The organism is Salinivibrio sp. PR919, from assembly GCF_001995355.1.
In the GTDB taxonomy this organism is placed as follows: Bacteria; Pseudomonadota; Gammaproteobacteria; order Enterobacterales; family Vibrionaceae; genus Salinivibrio; species Salinivibrio proteolyticus.
In genome coordinates, this window is sequence record NZ_MUFL01000075.1 from 1 (window position 1) to 16,844 (window position 16,844).

Annotated in this window: 13 protein-coding genes; 8 read left to right on the forward strand and 5 right to left on the reverse strand. The window is 49.6% G+C overall.

The window, feature by feature from the left end; genetic code table 11:
- Window positions 1-53 precede the first annotated feature (53 nt).
- Together BZG83_RS12980 and BZG83_RS12985 are read left to right on the forward strand one after the other, a co-directional pair.
- Window positions 54-5,006: a VCBS domain-containing protein gene (locus BZG83_RS12980; RefSeq protein ID WP_241828294.1), complete on the forward strand. Its 4,953-nt coding sequence runs from the start codon at window positions 54-56 to the stop codon at window positions 5,004-5,006.
- Between the two features lie 117 nt (window positions 5,007-5,123).
- The gene (locus BZG83_RS12985) at window positions 5,124-6,026 is read left to right on the forward strand and encodes a mechanosensitive ion channel family protein (protein ID WP_077481141.1); all 903 of its coding nucleotides are present in this window, start codon (window positions 5,124-5,126) and stop codon (window positions 6,024-6,026) included.
- Between the two features lie 58 nt (window positions 6,027-6,084).
- Here the strand turns inward: BZG83_RS12985 and BZG83_RS12990 are convergent, their stop codons facing one another.
- Entirely contained in the window at window positions 6,085-7,425 is a 1,341-nt protein-coding gene (locus BZG83_RS12990) for a magnesium transporter (RefSeq protein WP_077481143.1), read from the reverse strand.
- Between the two features lie 318 nt (window positions 7,426-7,743).
- Here BZG83_RS12990 and BZG83_RS12995 point away from each other — a divergent pair, with 318 nt between their 5' ends.
- The 5 genes from BZG83_RS12995 to BZG83_RS13015 all read left to right on the forward strand — a co-directional run bounded on the left by BZG83_RS12995 (window position 7,744) and on the right by BZG83_RS13015 (window position 12,235).
- A complete protein-coding gene (locus BZG83_RS12995) occupies window positions 7,744-8,190 on the forward strand; it encodes an ATP-dependent zinc protease family protein (protein ID WP_077481145.1) in 447 nt (148 codons plus the stop codon).
- A gap of 13 nt (window positions 8,191-8,203) precedes the next feature.
- The gene (gene rimK / locus BZG83_RS13000) at window positions 8,204-9,109 is read left to right on the forward strand and encodes a 30S ribosomal protein S6--L-glutamate ligase (RefSeq protein ID WP_077481147.1); all 906 of its coding nucleotides are present in this window, start codon (window positions 8,204-8,206) and stop codon (window positions 9,107-9,109) included.
- Window positions 9,096-10,157 (forward strand): succinylglutamate desuccinylase/aspartoacylase family protein, encoded by a 1,062-nt coding sequence (locus BZG83_RS13005; protein WP_077481149.1) that lies wholly within the window; start codon window positions 9,096-9,098, stop codon window positions 10,155-10,157. Before rimK ends, BZG83_RS13005 begins: the two co-directional genes overlap by 14 nt.
- A gap of 114 nt (window positions 10,158-10,271) precedes the next feature.
- Complete coding sequence (msrB, locus tag BZG83_RS13010; RefSeq protein ID WP_077481151.1) at window positions 10,272-10,715, forward strand: peptide-methionine (R)-S-oxide reductase MsrB; 444 nt, start codon at window positions 10,272-10,274, stop codon at window positions 10,713-10,715.
- A 122-nt stretch (window positions 10,716-10,837) separates the two neighbouring features.
- Complete coding sequence (locus tag BZG83_RS13015) at window positions 10,838-12,235, forward strand: GGDEF domain-containing protein (RefSeq protein ID WP_077481153.1); 1,398 nt, start codon at window positions 10,838-10,840, stop codon at window positions 12,233-12,235.
- A gap of 3 nt (window positions 12,236-12,238) precedes the next feature.
- Here BZG83_RS13015 and BZG83_RS13020 read toward each other — a convergent pair whose 3' ends face one another.
- Window positions 12,239-13,624 (reverse strand): class II fumarate hydratase, encoded by a 1,386-nt coding sequence (locus tag BZG83_RS13020; protein WP_198536744.1) that lies wholly within the window; start codon window positions 13,622-13,624, stop codon window positions 12,239-12,241.
- A gap of 160 nt (window positions 13,625-13,784) precedes the next feature.
- Here BZG83_RS13020 and BZG83_RS13025 point away from each other — a divergent pair, with 160 nt between their 5' ends.
- Entirely contained in the window at window positions 13,785-14,069 is a 285-nt protein-coding gene (locus BZG83_RS13025; protein WP_077481157.1) for a hypothetical protein, read from the forward strand.
- A 52-nt stretch (window positions 14,070-14,121) separates the two neighbouring features.
- Here the strand turns inward: BZG83_RS13025 and BZG83_RS13030 are convergent, their stop codons facing one another.
- From BZG83_RS13030 to BZG83_RS13040, 3 genes are all read right to left on the reverse strand, one after another.
- Window positions 14,122-14,589: an ASCH domain-containing protein gene (locus BZG83_RS13030; RefSeq protein WP_077481159.1), complete on the reverse strand. Its 468-nt coding sequence runs from the start codon at window positions 14,587-14,589 to the stop codon at window positions 14,122-14,124.
- A gap of 227 nt (window positions 14,590-14,816) precedes the next feature.
- Window positions 14,817-16,064 carry a cysteine desulfurase-like protein gene (locus BZG83_RS13035; RefSeq protein WP_077481161.1) on the reverse strand — a complete coding sequence of 416 codons (1,248 nt, stop codon included), beginning with the start codon at window positions 16,062-16,064 and terminating at the stop codon, window positions 14,817-14,819.
- Window positions 16,065-16,066: 2 nt separating this feature from the next.
- On the reverse strand, window positions 16,067-16,702 hold the full coding sequence (locus BZG83_RS13040) for a 2OG-Fe dioxygenase family protein (RefSeq protein ID WP_077481163.1): 636 nt from the start codon (window positions 16,700-16,702) through the stop codon (window positions 16,067-16,069).
- Window positions 16,703-16,844 lie beyond the last annotated feature (142 nt).

A 16,844-nucleotide genomic window follows, 5' to 3' on the forward strand; every position in this document is an offset into this window, starting at 1 on the left:
GGACTTACACGCTAAATCAGAGCTCAGTACAGAATTTAGATGCCGGTGATCAAGTGACGGATACCGTCACCCTCACAGCAAGCGATGGTACTGAACAAGCCATTGTGATCACTATTACGGGGACGGATGATGCCCCTGAAGTGACTGGTGAGTTTGTTGGTTCTGTCACCGAAAGCAACGAAGGTGATGCACCCGTCACTGCCACGGGCACCATTGCGATCMCTGATATCGACGGTGAAGATGCACCCACCTTCGCCAATACCACAGAAACAGGTACTTATGGCTCGCTCCAGCTAGTTAACGGTAATTGGACTTACACCCTTGATCAATCTGCCGTGCAGAATTTAGATGCTGGCGATCAGGTGACGGACACCATTACCCTGACTGCCTCTGATGGCACAGAGCAAGATATTGTGATCACCATTACGGGGACGAATGATGCCCCTGAAGTAAGCGGTAGCTTTGTTGGTTCTGTCACCGAAGGCAACGTGGGCGATGCCGCGGTGACTGCGACGGGTACCATTGCGATCAGTGATGTCGATAGTGACGATGCGCCTACCTTTGCCGATGTCACACAAGCGGGTACATATGGTTCGCTAGAGCTGGTCGATGGCAACTGGACCTACACCCTCAATCAAGCCAGCGTGCAGAATTTAGATGCCGGTGATCAGGTGACCGACACCATCACCCTGACTGCGAGCGATAACACGCAACAAGATATTGTTATCACCATTACGGGGACGGATGATGCTCCTGAAGTGAGTGGTGAGTTTGTTGGTTCAGTGACCGAAGGCAACGTGGGCGATGCGGTCACTGCCACCGGCACCATTGCGATCAGTGATGTCGATAGTGACGACGCGCCAACCTTTGCCGATACCACAGAAACCGGGACTTACGGTTCGCTAGAGCTGTTCGGTGAGAACTGGACCTACACCCTCGATCAGTCTGCGGTGCAGAATTTGGATGCCGGCGATCAAGTTACCGACACCATCACATTAACGGCTACTAACGGCGTACAACAGGACATTACCATTACTATTACCGGTACCAATGACGCCCCCACCTTGGCTCAAGCCGTTTCAACACAAACTCTGCAAGAGGATTTTGTTAGCTACACCATTGATCTTAATACAGTGTTTTCCGATATCGACAGTGACGATACTTTGAGTTTCGATGTGGCAAATGTGCCCAGTGGGGTCTCCGTCTCTATTGATGCGAATGGTATCGCAACCATTTCATCGGTCGCCGATTGGAGTGGGACAGAGACAGTAAGCTTCCGCGCCACCGATACGCAAAATGCGAGTCTCACCCACGATGTCACCTTCAACGTCGAAGGGGTTGCTACCGCCCCCACACTTACGGTCAGCCGTGGCGATCAATCACTGACTTATATCGACAACGCAGGACAAATCTCCGCCACTGACCCTGGCGCGGGCGGGTCACGTGCGATTCTTTCGCCCTTAACAATCTCCGGCACCGCCAATGAATCGGGCGAAACACTTACTTACCGAATCAGCGGCTTACCGGATGATGCAGTATTATCAGCGGGGACAAAAGAGGCAAGCACCGGCGATTGGTTACTCACGGACGCGCAACTGAGTGGTCTTAATCTCGCCTCTCCTGCCGATATTACTGGTGTCACGCTATCGATTACGGCTATCAGTACCGACGGCACGGATCAGGCATCAACCACGGCCACGCTGAATCTAGAAAATGATAGCTTTGCACAGACCGAAGGACAAACCACCAGCATTGCTAGTGTCGACGGACTGATCAGCAACGATACAGATACACAGGCCTCTGTCACCCGCGTTGCCACCAATGCTAGCCAAGGAGAAAGTGGTAACAGTGAAATTGTTATCGGCCCTGCCACCATCGCCACCGCATTGGGTGGCAGTGTTACTGTCAATGCAGACGGTAGCTTTACCTACACTGCACCGGCAGTGAATCATGCAGGCGGCGGTCAAGTCTATGACAGCTTCTCCTACCAAAGCAGCGAGAATAACGAGTGGACAACCGTGACCTTCGATGTGAGCGACTCTGCGCCGGTAGCCCATGATGATAGTGATAGCGTAGCCTCTGGCGCCTCGACAGGTGGGAACGTGATCACTGCCGGCGCCGGTGCCGATACCCTCGGGGCGGATACCACCACGGTGACCGCGGTTAGCTTCAATGGCACCACCTATGCAGTCAACGGCAGTACTGTGATTGCCACATCGCAAGGGCAATTAACCATTCAACCCGACGGCAGCTATCTGTATCAATCATCGGTCGCGTCAACGACGGATGCCAGCACGCTGGACGATGAAGTATTCACCTATACCCTCACCGACAGCGATGGGGATACCAGTCAGGCACAGCTCACACTCGGTCATGACAACAATACCCAATTAAACGCCGATATCGCTTCAGTCAGCGAGCAAGGGTTGGTGAGCGACGATAATAGTCAAACTACCCAAGGTAACCTGTTGGATAATGATACGGGGATAGGCGTCAATGTTAGCCTGCATCAAATTAATGGGCAAAGTTTTGGCAGTGATGGGGTTTTAACCCTCACCACCGCCATTGGCACTCTGACTGTTTATAACCAAGACAACACCCAAGGTTATCGCGCGGGTGACTACACCTATACGCTCAATAATGCCACCAGCGGTGATAACGTGAGCGACGCCTTCACCTACACTACCTATGATCCGACGGCATCTACCGCGTATCGCTCATCAACGTTAACCATCAACGTCCAAGATGATACGCCCACATCTGACAACATCGAAAGTGCCTTATACGCCACGGCGGAGAGTAGCTCGACGTTTAACCTTATTCTTACCGTTGATCTGTCCGGCAGTATGTCCGATCCGGTTGATCCAAGCGATCCGGACTCACCCACTCGGATGGAAGTTACCAAAGCTGCACTGAAATCTATGGTAGAAGAATACGACAAACTCGGGGATCTCAACATTCAAATCGTATCTTTCTCGGATACCGCGAGCTCTTCTGGCTGGATTCAGAATGACGTCGGTAGCGCATTAGACGCAATCGAGGGTCTGTATGCCGGCGGCGCGACCCGATACGATAACGCGCTGAACGAGATCATAGATACTGTCGATACTTCAGGGCTGGCTGCGGATAAAACCATCTCGTATTTTATCTCGGACGGGATGCCCAATGATGACTTTGAAAGTAACACTAGCCTGCAAAGCGCATGGCAAACTTATGTCAGTACGCAAGGTATTGACGAGTCCTTCAGTGTTGGGGTCGGGGATGGCATTACGACATCGCCACTGACCCCCATAGCTGCAAGTAGCTCAGGCAATACCAGTGACAATGTATTGCTGGTCACCGATGAAAATGAGCTCGCCTACTCACTACTACAAACCATTGAGAGTGGACAAGTGTCAGGCGGCCTTGTTCTATTGGATGATGACGGCAATACTGTCTCCTTATTCGGGGCCGACGGTGGCTATATCTCCGCGCTCACCTTGGATGGACAAACGTACAGCTATGATCCCACGACTGACAGCGCACAGCAGACCTTTGAAACCGCAAAAGGCGGTATCCTCACCATCAATTTTGATACCGGCGAATACGACTACCGCGTGGCGGTCGACAGAGATATTCTCAACGARCAAGAGCAAATCGCRCTGACGCTTACCGACAACGATGGCGATAGCAGTGACGTCAATGTCGTCATTAATCTCTACTACGAGGCACGGCTTGACGCCAATCACGATATAGTGATCACCAATATTCATGACGGTAGTCCGATCGTCATTCCCGGTTTGGCCTTAACCCATAATGACATTCCTTCGATGGGCAGCACGATCACGGCTACCAGTAATGCGATACAAGGGTCGGTAACGGGCACGGATGACATCACCTTCACACCTGATGGTGCGATAAATCCGCAAACCGTTCTTGATCCCATCGGTAACGACTCTGAGTTTATCGCGGAATCCGAGCTCGGCGACTTCGCTGACTCGTTTGCTCAGGCTCAGAGCCTAGATCGCGGTAAGTTCGGCACCATGACACAGGAGGTATGGGCGCATATTGATGCCGGTAACTATGGTGCCAACGCAGCTCTGACAGGTACGGTCCAAAACGGCACCGACAGTGATATGACAAAAATGGATCTCTACCAAAACGAGACCTTACTTTTTGATGATGATCGGTGGTGGAATGACCTCAGCGTTAGGGTTTATGACCAAAACCAACAGCTGCTGGATACTCTCAATCCAGATACTGGCAGCAATAGCTTTACCGCCGGTCAACAAGGCACTTATTACTTTGAGATCGTCTCCAACAATGCTTTAAATACGACCGAAAGCTACGAGATTTATCTTACCTTGGATAGCTCAAATGCGGTGCTACCAGAGCCTGAGCATCAATTTGAATACACCACCTCTAACGGTAGCTATGTGGACAGTGCGCTAGTTGATATTATTGCCGTTGATGACCAAACACTGGAAGGCGGCTATCAAAGTGAAATCATCGCCGCCGATACAGGTGATGATACCCTGATCGGTAACGAGGGAGATGATAGCTTACTCGGGAATCATGGCGATGATACGCTTGATGGCGGTCTTGGCGATGACCTGCTGATTGGCGGTAAAGGGGACGATACGCTGACTGGCGGGCTTGGGTCGGACACATTCGCCTTTTTGAGCGGTGATCAAGGGTCGGTCGGCGCAGAAGCGGTCGATCGCATTACGGACTTTGATGTGCAAAAAGACACTCTCGATCTCTCCGAGCTGCTGATTGATGAAGACCAAGCCGGTGCAAACCTTGAAGACTATCTAACCCTTGAGGACAACGACCAAGGTGAAGCCACCTTATACATTTCCTCAGCGGGCGATAATCAAATCGATCAACACGTAGTGTTCGAGAACCTCAGTGTGGCAGATATGGCCGCAGCCTACGAGATTGATATCAGTGGCCTGAGTAGCCAAGAGCTCAGCGCTTCAGTGATTGATGCCATGATCCAACAAAGCAAATTGATGACAGATTAGCACCCACCTCACACGCCGATACCTCGTCCTGAGGTATCGGCAACTTTGCGTTTTATTTTTATCGCCAAAGGGGCAGAATAGCGCCAAAGCTCGGGAAAAAAACAATAGGGAGCAACTTTGTTATCTGAGTTAAAAAATATTGCCCAACTGTTGGTCGATAACAAGCTACTGACCACCATCGGCGTCATTATTATTGTCAGCGTTATTCGCCGCCTAATCTTACGCCGTATTCGCGGTGACAGTAACTTTCTCAGTGAAGATCAACGTAAGTGGATCTCTCGCACTAAAAATGGTGCGTTTAGCTTACTGTTGCTGTTTTTATTCTTATTCTGGAACACGGAAATTAGCGAGTTTGCCCTCTCGCTTACTGCCATCGCAGTGGCCGTCGTCGTCGCATCGAAAGAAATCATTTTATGCTTTACCGGTTCTATTCAGCGTGCTAGTTCACGGTCATTTCGTATCGGGGATTGGATTGAGGTAGGTAACTCTCGCGGCGAAGTGATCGAGCACAATTTGATGGCGACTAAAATTCAAGAAATTGATGGTCACTATTGCTACACCGGAAAAACTGCGACGCTGCCCAATAGTTTGTTTTTTACCACCACGGTAAAAAACCTGAATTTTATGAAGCGCTATGTCTATCACCATTTTCATACAGTGATCCGTGGCGATATTAATTTATATCCCCATATTCCCGCGTTGCTGGCACGCATTGACGATCATAGCGAGGATTTTCTTGATGTCGCTCGACGCTATAACCATGTGATTGAACGTCATGCGGGTGTGGATTTACCTGGGCCTGAGCCCCATGTTTATTTGTCGCATACCGACACCGGCGAGCAGCATGTTCACGTCCGTCTGTTCTGTCCAACCGAACGCGCCGCCGAACTCGAACAATTAATACGGGAAGACATTATGACGCTTTATTGCGAAAAACTGCTCCCTGCCGCTGACGGAAAACGGCCAGAGAGCGCTGACGCTGCTGCGTCAGATACTCCCGCGCCACCAGCAAACTCATAACAAAAAGCGCTCGTCGTTACGGCGAGCGCTTTTCAATCCCTGCTTTCTTGGTAAAGGTTTACAGCAAAAACAAGGTTCCTAACCCAAGGAAGGCAACAAAACCAACAATATCCGTCACCGTGGTTAAAATGACCGATCCTGACAGCGCAGGATCAATTTTCAGCTTATCGAGAATGACCGGAAGAAAGATACCTGCCAAGGCGGCACTGATAATATTGGCGATAATGGCAGCACCAATCACCATCCCTAGTCCCCAGCTGTTAAACCAGTAACCGGCGATCAAACCAATCACTATCGCCCAAAGCACACCATTCAGTAGCCCCACTTGCAGCTCTTTGTTCAGTAGCGGCCTCAAGTTACTTTTAGATATTTGTCCTAGTGCTAAGCCTCGCACAATCAAGGTTAGCGTCTGGCTTCCGGCGATCCCACCCATTGACGCCACCACGGGCATCAATACCGCCAGCGCGACCACTTGTTGTAAGGTTGCTTCAAATAAACCGATAAACCAAGAAGCAAGAAAAGCCGTCATCAGATTAATGCCAAGCCACAGTGCACGATTGCGCGCGCTTTTCATTACCGGGGAGAATAAATCTTCATCTTCATCTAAACCCGCCGTGGCCATGATTTGCGCTTCTGCTCGTTCCGCTTGCATCTCATAGGCAGTGCCAAGGTCAAGCCGACCAATCAACATCCCGCCATCGTCTAGCACTGGTAAGGCAACTTCTTCACTGCTAGCGACCTTATCGGCACTCACGTAAATATCCTCGCGGGCATTCAGACTCGGGAACTGTTCGCGCACCAGCTCACTAATTTTGAGCACGCCATCAGCACCAAAGAGTTTGTGAATCGGCACCGCACCAACCCATATTCCACGGCTATCAACCACGAACACATGGTCACAATATTTAGGCATCACACGGCGCAGTAAACGCAGTACGACATTCACTTTTGTTTTCGCCGGTACCACTAAAGGTTGATGGTCACACCAGTGCCCTACCTCGCTATCTGCATATTGCTGAGCGGAGGCATACCGTTGCTTTTGCTCCGTATCCATGCGCCCCAATGCTTCTTCCAGCAAAGGTTCGGTGAGCACATCTTGCAGCTCCAACAAGGTGTCGGCATCCAGTTCCGCAAACAAGTTATGGAGACGAACCTCATCCACCGCGCGAATAATCGTTTCACTCGCATCAGCACGCATTTCCGCCAACACCGGCAGCTGTATTGCCGGCGATAATTGCTCCCAAAAACTCACACGATCAGTAACGGGCAAAGACTCAAGTAATAGCGCGAGGTCATCAAGACTGTGGGCTTGCTCGATCTCTTGTGCCACTTCAGGCGTTCCCTCATCAACTTTTGAGAGCAAATCCTCAATTACTTCTTGTCTATCACTGTTTTGCATGGTATTTCCTTCATGAAACTTTTCGTGTGCTCTCTGACGCCATCACCGCGTATTTGGCGAAAATTATTTCGTCGCCCTGCCCAGAGATGCCATGACGTTGTCACGACGAACCCCAGACTCTCTCGTATTGCCGCAAAGCGGTGAGTGCGTGCATCCGCATGCACCTCATACTGCTGACACCACGAAAATGTCTGAGTCAATGCGTTGTAAATGTATGCGATGGTTATCACACATCATCGCTTATTTTTCAGATTCTTACCACGAGTAATCGTTATCCCTTCTACGGTAGAGTAAGGGACTTTTTTATAGCGGATCAAAATGAACACTGTGCAACACAAAACACCTAAAGTCAGCGTCGGCTGGCGAGAGTGGGTCGCACTCCCCGACCTAGGCATTGATCGGGTAAAAGCCAAAATTGATACCGGAGCACGGACTTCTTGCCTGCATACGTTTAAGATCGAAGAATTCGACCAAAACGGGGAAGCTTGGGTTCGCTTTTGGGTTCACCCTCATCAAGGGGACGATGAAACACACGTACAAGCTGAAGCCAAAGTCCTAGCTAGACGCATTGTTCGCGACTCGGGAGGGCATGAACAGCTTAGGTATGTCATACAGACCACACTTCAAGCGGGTAAATTACGCTATCCGATAGAAATGACACTAACGGCAAGAGACAACATGCGTTTTCGCATGCTACTCGGCCGCACAGCCATGGCGGGACAAATGACCGTCGATCCCATGCACTCTTTTTTGCTCGGTAAGTAGGAGCGGTTAAACCATGAAAATAGGCATTCTGTCGCGTAACAAAAATCTTTATTCTACGCGTCGCCTGATAGAAGCCTGCGAACAACGCGGTCACGAGTACAAAATCATTGATGCGCTGCGCTGCTACATGAGTATTAACTCAACGCAGCCGATGATTCATTTGGCCGGTGAGGAATTGTCCGGATTCGACGCCATCGTACCGCGGATTGGTGCATCCGTTACTTTCTATGGCTGTGCGGTACTGCGCCAATTCGAAATGATGGGCGTATTCCCCGTCAATGAGTCGGTTGCCATCACACGCTCTCGCGATAAATTACGCTCAATGCAATTGTTGTCACGTAAAGGGATCGGCATGCCTCATACTGGGTTTGCCAGTAAGCCCGGTGATATTGCTGACTTGCTGACCATGGTGGGTGGCACGCCCGTGGTGGTCAAACTCTTGGAAGGAACCCAAGGTATTGGCGTCGTGCTTGCTGAAACTAAAAAAGCCGCAGAAAGTGTGATTGAAGCCTTTATGGGCTTAAAAGCGGATATTTTGGTGCAAGAATACATTAAAGAGTCTAGCGGTGCCGACATTCGCTGCTTTGTGATTGGTGATAAGGTGATCGCCGCGATGAAGCGTCAAGCGCAACCGGGCGAGTTTCGATCTAATCTGCACCGTGGCGGTACGGCGAGTCTAGTCCGTATTACGCCAGCCGAGCGTCGAACCGCGATCGCGGCCGCGAAAGCCATGGGACTTAACGTGGCAGGGGTTGATCTTCTTCGCTCCGAGCGCGGACCCCTTGTGATGGAAGTCAACTCATCTCCTGGGCTAGAAGGCATTGAAAAAGCAACAGGAAAAGATGTCGCGGGCATGATCGTCGAGTATATTGAAAAGACGGCTAAACCCCAAAGGACACGCACACGTGGCAAGGGCTAAAAAAAACAATGCCATCGATATCGGTGGCGAAACAATCCAAGCTGGCGAGCAAGCCAGCTTGGAACTGGAAATGGCGCGCTTATACACTCACGCGCCATTAAATGTCAGCATTGAGGTGTTAAACGGTAAGTTAGAGGGGCCTATTCTGCTTGTTTGCGCCGCCATTCATGGCGACGAGCTCAATGGAATTGAAATTGTTCGTCAAATATTAGCCAAAGTCGATACCGAAAAGCTTCGTGGCACCTTGATTGCTATTCCTGTCGTCAATGTCTTTGGCTTTATTCACAAGTCCCGCTATTTACCCGATCGACGCGACTTAAACCGCTCTTTCCCCGGCTCCGAGCGCGGCTCCATTGCCGGGCGTATGGCATATCAATTATTTAATGAAGTGATCAGTCAGTGTACGCACGTCATTGATCTTCATACCGCAGCGATTCATCGCACCAATCTGCCTCAAATCCGCGCCAATCTTGATAATGAAGGAGCAGCCGAGATGGCGAAAGCCTTTGCAGCTCCCGTTATGGTTGATGCCGCCTTACGTGATGGCTCTCTACGTGCCGAAGCAGAAGCGATCGGTATTCCAGTCATCACTTACGAGGCAGGTGAAGCACTGCGATTTGAGCCTTACGCCATTAATGCGGGCGTACGGGGTGTCATTCGCGTTATGCGTCATTTGGGGATGCTACGTCAGTCTCGGCGTACCCTTCCCTATCAACCGGTTACAGCACGGGCTACACGGTGGGTGCGCGCTGAAGCTGACGGTATCTTTCGTAGTCATATTGCCCTAGGTGAAAGAGTTAATAAGGGACAAATACTCGGTATCATCAGCGACCCATCAGGCAGCAATGAAGTGGAAATCAAAGCCTCGCAAAGCGGTATATTGATTGGCCAACAAACTCTCCCTGTTGTCAATGAAGGGGATGCGGTCTTTCATATTGCCTTTTTCTCGCAATCTGACGAACTGATTGAGCAACACTTAGAGGGCTATTTAGATCAAGTGCGAGACGATCAAGACGATGAATTACGATGGGGTATCGGCACACTTTAACTTTGATCTTAAAGGCGAATCATCACCGTACTACTTGCATCACGCACTCAGATTCATAACACTACGCGTTTTTGTAGCACGGGCAGTTGCCCGCCACACAAGAGGATCGACATCATGCTGACATGGCAAGAGATCGTCACACGAAGCGAACAAGGTAATGTGTCGCCGCGCCAGCGGGTGGAAAAAACAGATCAACAATGGCAGTCACAGCTCAGCGACGAGCAATATCGTGTCACGCGTCAAAAAGGCACTGAACGTGCTTTTAGCTCGGGCATGTGTACCTTGTTTGAGCCAGGCCTATATGGCTGCGTTTGTTGCGGCACTCTGTTGTTTGATGCGAATGAGAAATTTGACTCTGGTACCGGCTGGCCTTCATTCACACAACCTGCCGAAGATAGCGCCATCGCATACCATAAAGATACCAGTCACGGGATGACGCGAATTGAAACCACTTGTGCCAGCTGTGATGCTCATTTGGGACATGTGTTTCCCGATGGCCCCCCACCGACTGGATTACGTTTTTGTATGAACGCCGTTGCGTTAAAGAAATTGGAWTAACCCCCTCCTCGAGTTTCAGAGCCGGTGCATGCCGGCTCTGCTATATTTACTCCATCACCATCAGGTAAACTTATATCAAGCACTGAAAACGCTTGTCATAGGCGACACCTTGTAGGAGACATATGGCATCCACTCTTTCATTCTCCTATTTAACTCTATGGGTCGCAATTTACGGCGCCCTTACCTGGGTTGATATGCGGTACCTCGCTGTATTAGTGGATGTGCATACCTCAACACTGACTAATATTGCGAGTGGTCTCGCGGTCGTTTTGTTTTATCACTACGGTCGGCGGATATTCTTCCCGTTTTTAATCGTCAGCGCACTCAGTCACTCTTTCGCCGCCACCGCTCGGATTGATGATTTGCACGTCGCAGTGTCGCTCTTATTTGGCGCCCTACTCACTGTTATCGCCTTTATCTCCGCAAGGTTATGGATATCGCGGTGTCAGCAATGCTTAGATAACGTGAGTGTCTTGTTTCGCTTTATTCTTATCGCCTGCTTCATTCCTTCAGTCGCAATGATTTTGCTCGTGTCGGTGCCTCTTTATATAGATAACCAGCTTATCCCGGAAAGATTAAAGTTTCTATATATCGAATTCTCAATGACCTATACGACGTCTCTATTGATCTGGGTGAGTCTTTACACGACCTGGCGACGAGGTGGGTTTCAGTTAGAGAAAATAAACACTAAAAATACGGGCATAGCCTTAAGCGCTCTGATGCTAACCTTAGCGGGCTTTTCCTATTTCCCCGGTGCTATTTTTATTATCCTCGCACTACTAGTTTATATTGCATCGTCTGGGTATTGGCGAACACTGCTTGTTTCGCTTGTGATCCTGATTACTTCGATCTTAGTGATGGTCCCGCACAGTCTAGGCGCTTTTGCGATTCCAGATCTTGATGATGGCATTCTGGCTTTATTAATCTACGTATTCACGACAGTGCTCGTTAGTATCAGTATATCTATCCATGCCTCAGAACTAAGAATAGCTGTGGTGGCTCGGGATAGTTGGCAAAGGAAAGCTAGCCTTGACCCATTAACCGGCACCGTTAACCGCTACGGTCTACTGCCTGAATTAGCCATCGAACACGAATTTGCTAAACGCGCATGTTACTTTTACACAGTGGCCGTAATCGATATTGACCACTTTAAACAGATCAATGACAACTATGGCCACCTTGCTGGCGATCAAGTATTGAAAGATGTCGCTAGCATCATCACAGACACAGTACGCCAGAACGATTTGGTCGCTCGCTATGGCGGTGAGGAGTTCGTGGTCATCTTTCGCAACACGTGCGCACGCGATGCCACTCATGTGGCAGAACGGATCCGAGAACGCATCGCCGCTAGCATTTCTCACATTGATGACCAGTCACTGACCTATACCGTCAGCTGCGGTTTGGCTGAAAACCACACTGACGATGTTCACCCAGAGCGTGTTTTTGACCGAGCCGATGATTGCTTGTATCAGGCCAAAAAGACGGGGCGCAACCGTGTTGTTGTGGCGCCCCCACCCTAATATTTATTCAGCGATACCGCCTTCGGTGAGCTTGGCTGGATCAAGCAATTGCGACAAATGCTCGCGGCCGAGATCCGTTTCTTCCTCCGCGACATCCAAGATAGGCCGGCCCTGTTGATACGCCTTCTTCGCAATTTCAGCGGCTTTAAGGTAACCCACAACTGGGTTAAGCGCCGTTACTAAAATAGGGTTATGGGCTAGCGCTGACTGTAAGTTATCTTCTCGCACTTTAAAGGTCGCCACCGCTTTATCTGCTAACAGATGAGCAGCATTCGCCAATAGACGAATACTTTGCAGTAAGTTGGCAGCAATCACAGGCAACATCACGTTCAGCTCAAAATTCCCCGATTGCCCCGCCACCGTGATGGTAGTGTCGTTGCCCATCACTTGCGCCGCAACCATAGCAGCAGATTCTGGAATAACAGGATTCACTTTCCCCGGCATAATAGACGATCCGGGCTGTAACCCCTCTAGCTCAATTTCTCCAAGCCCGGCCAGTGGGCCCGAGTTCATCCAACGTAAATCGTTACTCAGTTTCATAACTGCAACCGCGGTTGTCTTCAACTGGCCGTGCAATGCCACCAGCGCATCTTGGCTACCAATAGCAAAAAAAGGATTCTCGCTCGCCGTGAATGACGAGTGGCTGCACGCACAAACTGCGTTGGCAAAACGCTCGGCAAATAATGGATGAGCATTGATTCCCGTCCCCACTGCCGTGCCACCCTGAGCCAGTGCGCGCACCGATGATAGACTTTGGGTAATTTGTACCATCGCGTGTTCGACCTGCTGAGTCCAAGCATCTAGCTCTTGGCCAAGAGTCACAGGCATCGCATCCATCAAGTGAGTGCGACCCGTTTTCACGATATGGCCGACTGAGCGTTTCTTTTCCTGTAACGCATCACGTAAATGCGCTAACGCGGGAAGTAAGGCTTTTTCACAGCCTAATGTGGCACTGATCTGGATAGCCGTAGGAACAGAATCGTTGCTACTTTGACTCATGTTGACATGATCGTTGGGACTGACCGTTTCACCACACTTTTCAGAGGCTAACGTTGCCAGCACTTCATTCATATTCATGTTTGAACTGGTGCCTGAGCCAGTCTGAAACACATCAACGGGAAACTGCGCTAAATGCTCACCATCCATGATAGATTCGGCACTTTGGCGAATCGCATGTGCGATATTACCATCCAGTAAGCCCAGCTCTTCGTTAGCCGTTGCCGCTGCATGCTTCACCATGGCTAACGCGCGAATAAAATCCTCAGGCATCATCTGGTCACTGACCGCAAAGTTATTCACGGCTCGCTGTGTTTGTGCTTGGTACAGCGCATCAGCAGGTACCTCAACATTACCCATACTGTCTTTTTCGATACGTGTTTTCACCATGATTATATCCTTTTCATTCACCACACCATTTCGATAATGGTTATCATTAACATATTGAGTTAACTAAATGAAGTTAGTGACGTCATAGGCTGACAAAAAATCCGTGCCTCTCAGGCTTGCATCCCCTAGTATGACGTCACTATCACCCATAATGAGCAATACCATGCAAGATGAAACCAGTACCAGTATCGCTAACTTGATTGAAGTGGTTGAGAACCAGATCGCCGACCAAGACCCTAAAAAGGTAGCAGAAACCTTGATGCGCCTGCGTATGACCGGCTATTCACGCGACGAAGCTATCGAGTACATTGCCTGTGCGTTAATGGTTGAGATCTATGATGTTAAYAATCACAACGGGCAATTTACCCTGTCCCGCTATGAAGCCAACTTAGACACCCTGCCAGACATGCCATGGGCCGATGAGATTAATTTGGATATAAGTGAGTAAATACAGGACGGGTGAGAAACATTAAAAAAGCCGCTCAGCGCGGCTTTGATTTTTAGAGTGGATAGACTTTCTCAAACTCTTCAAGCACCACATCCGAGTGCTCATCAAAATGTAGGCCGTGTGTTTTAGCGTACTGGGAAAAGTAACCCCAATGCGCTTCGTGCCAACACTGGTAAGATCCATCTCCCTCTCCTTCWCGTGCCGCAAATTCRGCRCTGACTTGGTTAAAYGGGCAATARCTCACCTGTGTGGTTTTGACGATACACACGGGTCGGTGGTGACCATTAAGGACAATCTTATAATGTCCTTTGTGTGGGATCACCGCATTTTTCTCTTCCAAAGAGCTGCGCAATCGGCAGTGAGCTTTCTTTTTATTCAAACTCACCAATGTCGCAACTTCGTTCGCTCTCACCGTGTGATGACTTAAGGTGTCCACCACCACTTGATCATCAGTTGGCCGTTGGTCCGCGGGAAGGGTCGTTAGATATTGGTGCCAAAAGGCGTTTTGTTCTTCAGTCATGGGTCTCGCCTTGATTATTATTGGTTTCGTTTTTAAATGATTTCTTTCTGAACAGGTTCTTGGACAGCACTAACGATGGTGATCATAACGTGCAGCCGCACATTCGCCTATGCGCTAGCTAACGTTTCTAGGTTGCACTGTGAATAAATTCACATTTAAACATCAACTGAAACCAATTTTGATCAAAAAAAAGCGGCCTTTTTGGCCGCTTGAGAGATTGATTAACCTTAATCGCTAATAAATGGCAATAAGGCTTGGTGTAGTCGGTCAATTTCATCAATGGTGTTGTAATGCATCATACCGATGCGGATCACACCGCCTTTGTCTAAGATATCAAGCTGCTCACACAGGCCTTGCGCATAGAAGTGTCCATTCCAGACACACAAATTTTGCTCGCCAAGTGCTTGAGCAACCTCTGCCGGCTCTGTTCCCTCTATGCGGATCGCAAACGTAGGAGTGCGTTTGTCGAGCTGATTATCATCGGTAATACCATAAATACGTACTTTGGGGTAAGCGCGCATCAACTGGATAAAATGTGCCGACAATGCTTGCTCATGCGCTTGGTACTGCGCATAACTTGCCGCTAGCCTTTCTCGCAGTGAGGACGTCGGATTGCCCCATTGTGCAAGATAGTCAACCGTCGCAATAAAGCCCGCTATCGCCTCAAAGCTTTGGGTGCCTGTTTCAAATCGGCCGGGGCCTTGATTAGTCGCAGGTTCCACTTTGTACGGTTTTAACGTCTGTACCCACTCAGGCGCGACATAGGCAAAACCAACATGAGGCCCAAAAAACTTATACGCTGAGCAGGCAAGAAAATCGCATCCGAGTGCTTGCACATCCACCAAGTGATGGGGCGCGTAATGCACCGCATCTACATACACTTTGGCGCCCACTTGTTTCGCCATCTCCACCACTTTTGCCACATCAACCAAACTGCCTGTGGTGTTTGAGGCGAGTGTCACCGCAATCAACTTAGTTTTATCGGTTACTAGGCTGGCTAGGTGGGTCATATCGATAGAATACGTCGACTCATCAACACGTACCTGTTTCACGGTCGCGCCTTTGTCATGCGCCGCTTGTTGCCAGCTAGATACATTTGAATAGTGATCGAGTGCCGAAACAATCACTTCATCTCCCTCCTGCCAGTCGCGACTGATTGCCCGACTCAACGAGAAGGTCAAGGTGGTCATATTCGGACCGAATACCATGCTTTCTGACGATGAGGCATTCACAAAGGTGGCCGCCACATCCCGCGCGCGCTGCATAAGCTCGGTGGTATAACGACCAGAAAAGAACTGGCCGCCCAGATTGGCGTTGTAGTGCCCTAAATAATCCACCATAGCGTCAAGCACCGCGCGGGGTACTTGTGCGCCCCCTGGGCCATCAAAAAATGCAACGGGTTTGCCTTCAATGATTTGCGCGAGCGCGGGAAAGTGGCCCCGAACAGCATGGGGTGAAAAACCTGCCGGTGTCATCGTTACTTCCTTGTTGCTGTGAGTACAAATACATCCATCGTGCCCGGTTTCTGGTWATCCACGGGCGTAATCGGCTCAGCGTAATGCCACAACGTACGATCATCAAGTGCCGCCATTTGCCCCGGTTCCAGCGGCAGGCTAAACAGCGGTGCGCTGGTTTTATGACTAAATACCTGAAAGTCACCGCCCTCAATATTATCACGGCCAATGCTCACAATAGCGATATGATCAAAGCCATCTTGGTGAACCCCTTCTGGGGCAACCTGCACAGATTGATTATCCGCCTGAATACGAATTTGGTGGATTTCGATGTCGTTGTCATCGCTAAGCTGGTAAAGGTCGCGGAATGTCCGACACATGGCATGGAAGCCCGGTGCCTGAATAGTCTGGGGCTCGATATCCTCAAAGGTTCTGGCCACATCCCCTTGGAATTCATTGATGTCAGATGTTTGCATAAATGGGCGAGTCGGTAACTTCTCGATGCCCCCATCGAAAGCATGCACGATTGAATAACGACGCAAGCGATAACCGCCGTCTGCGTGAGATGTACCCGGAAGGTTATCAAACGAAGGCTGTAATTGTTTGATATGATTATCGTCCAGTTGATTAAGCTGCATGAGTAATGTTGACGTATTCATGGCTTCCTCCTGTTTCGCGACTGTGCCGCGCATTCAAACCAATACGTTTGAAATACATTTATTTAACAAACGTGATACATCCAATCATCAACCATATACACTGTTATTTCCAGATCGAGCACTATATTTATCGATCATAAAC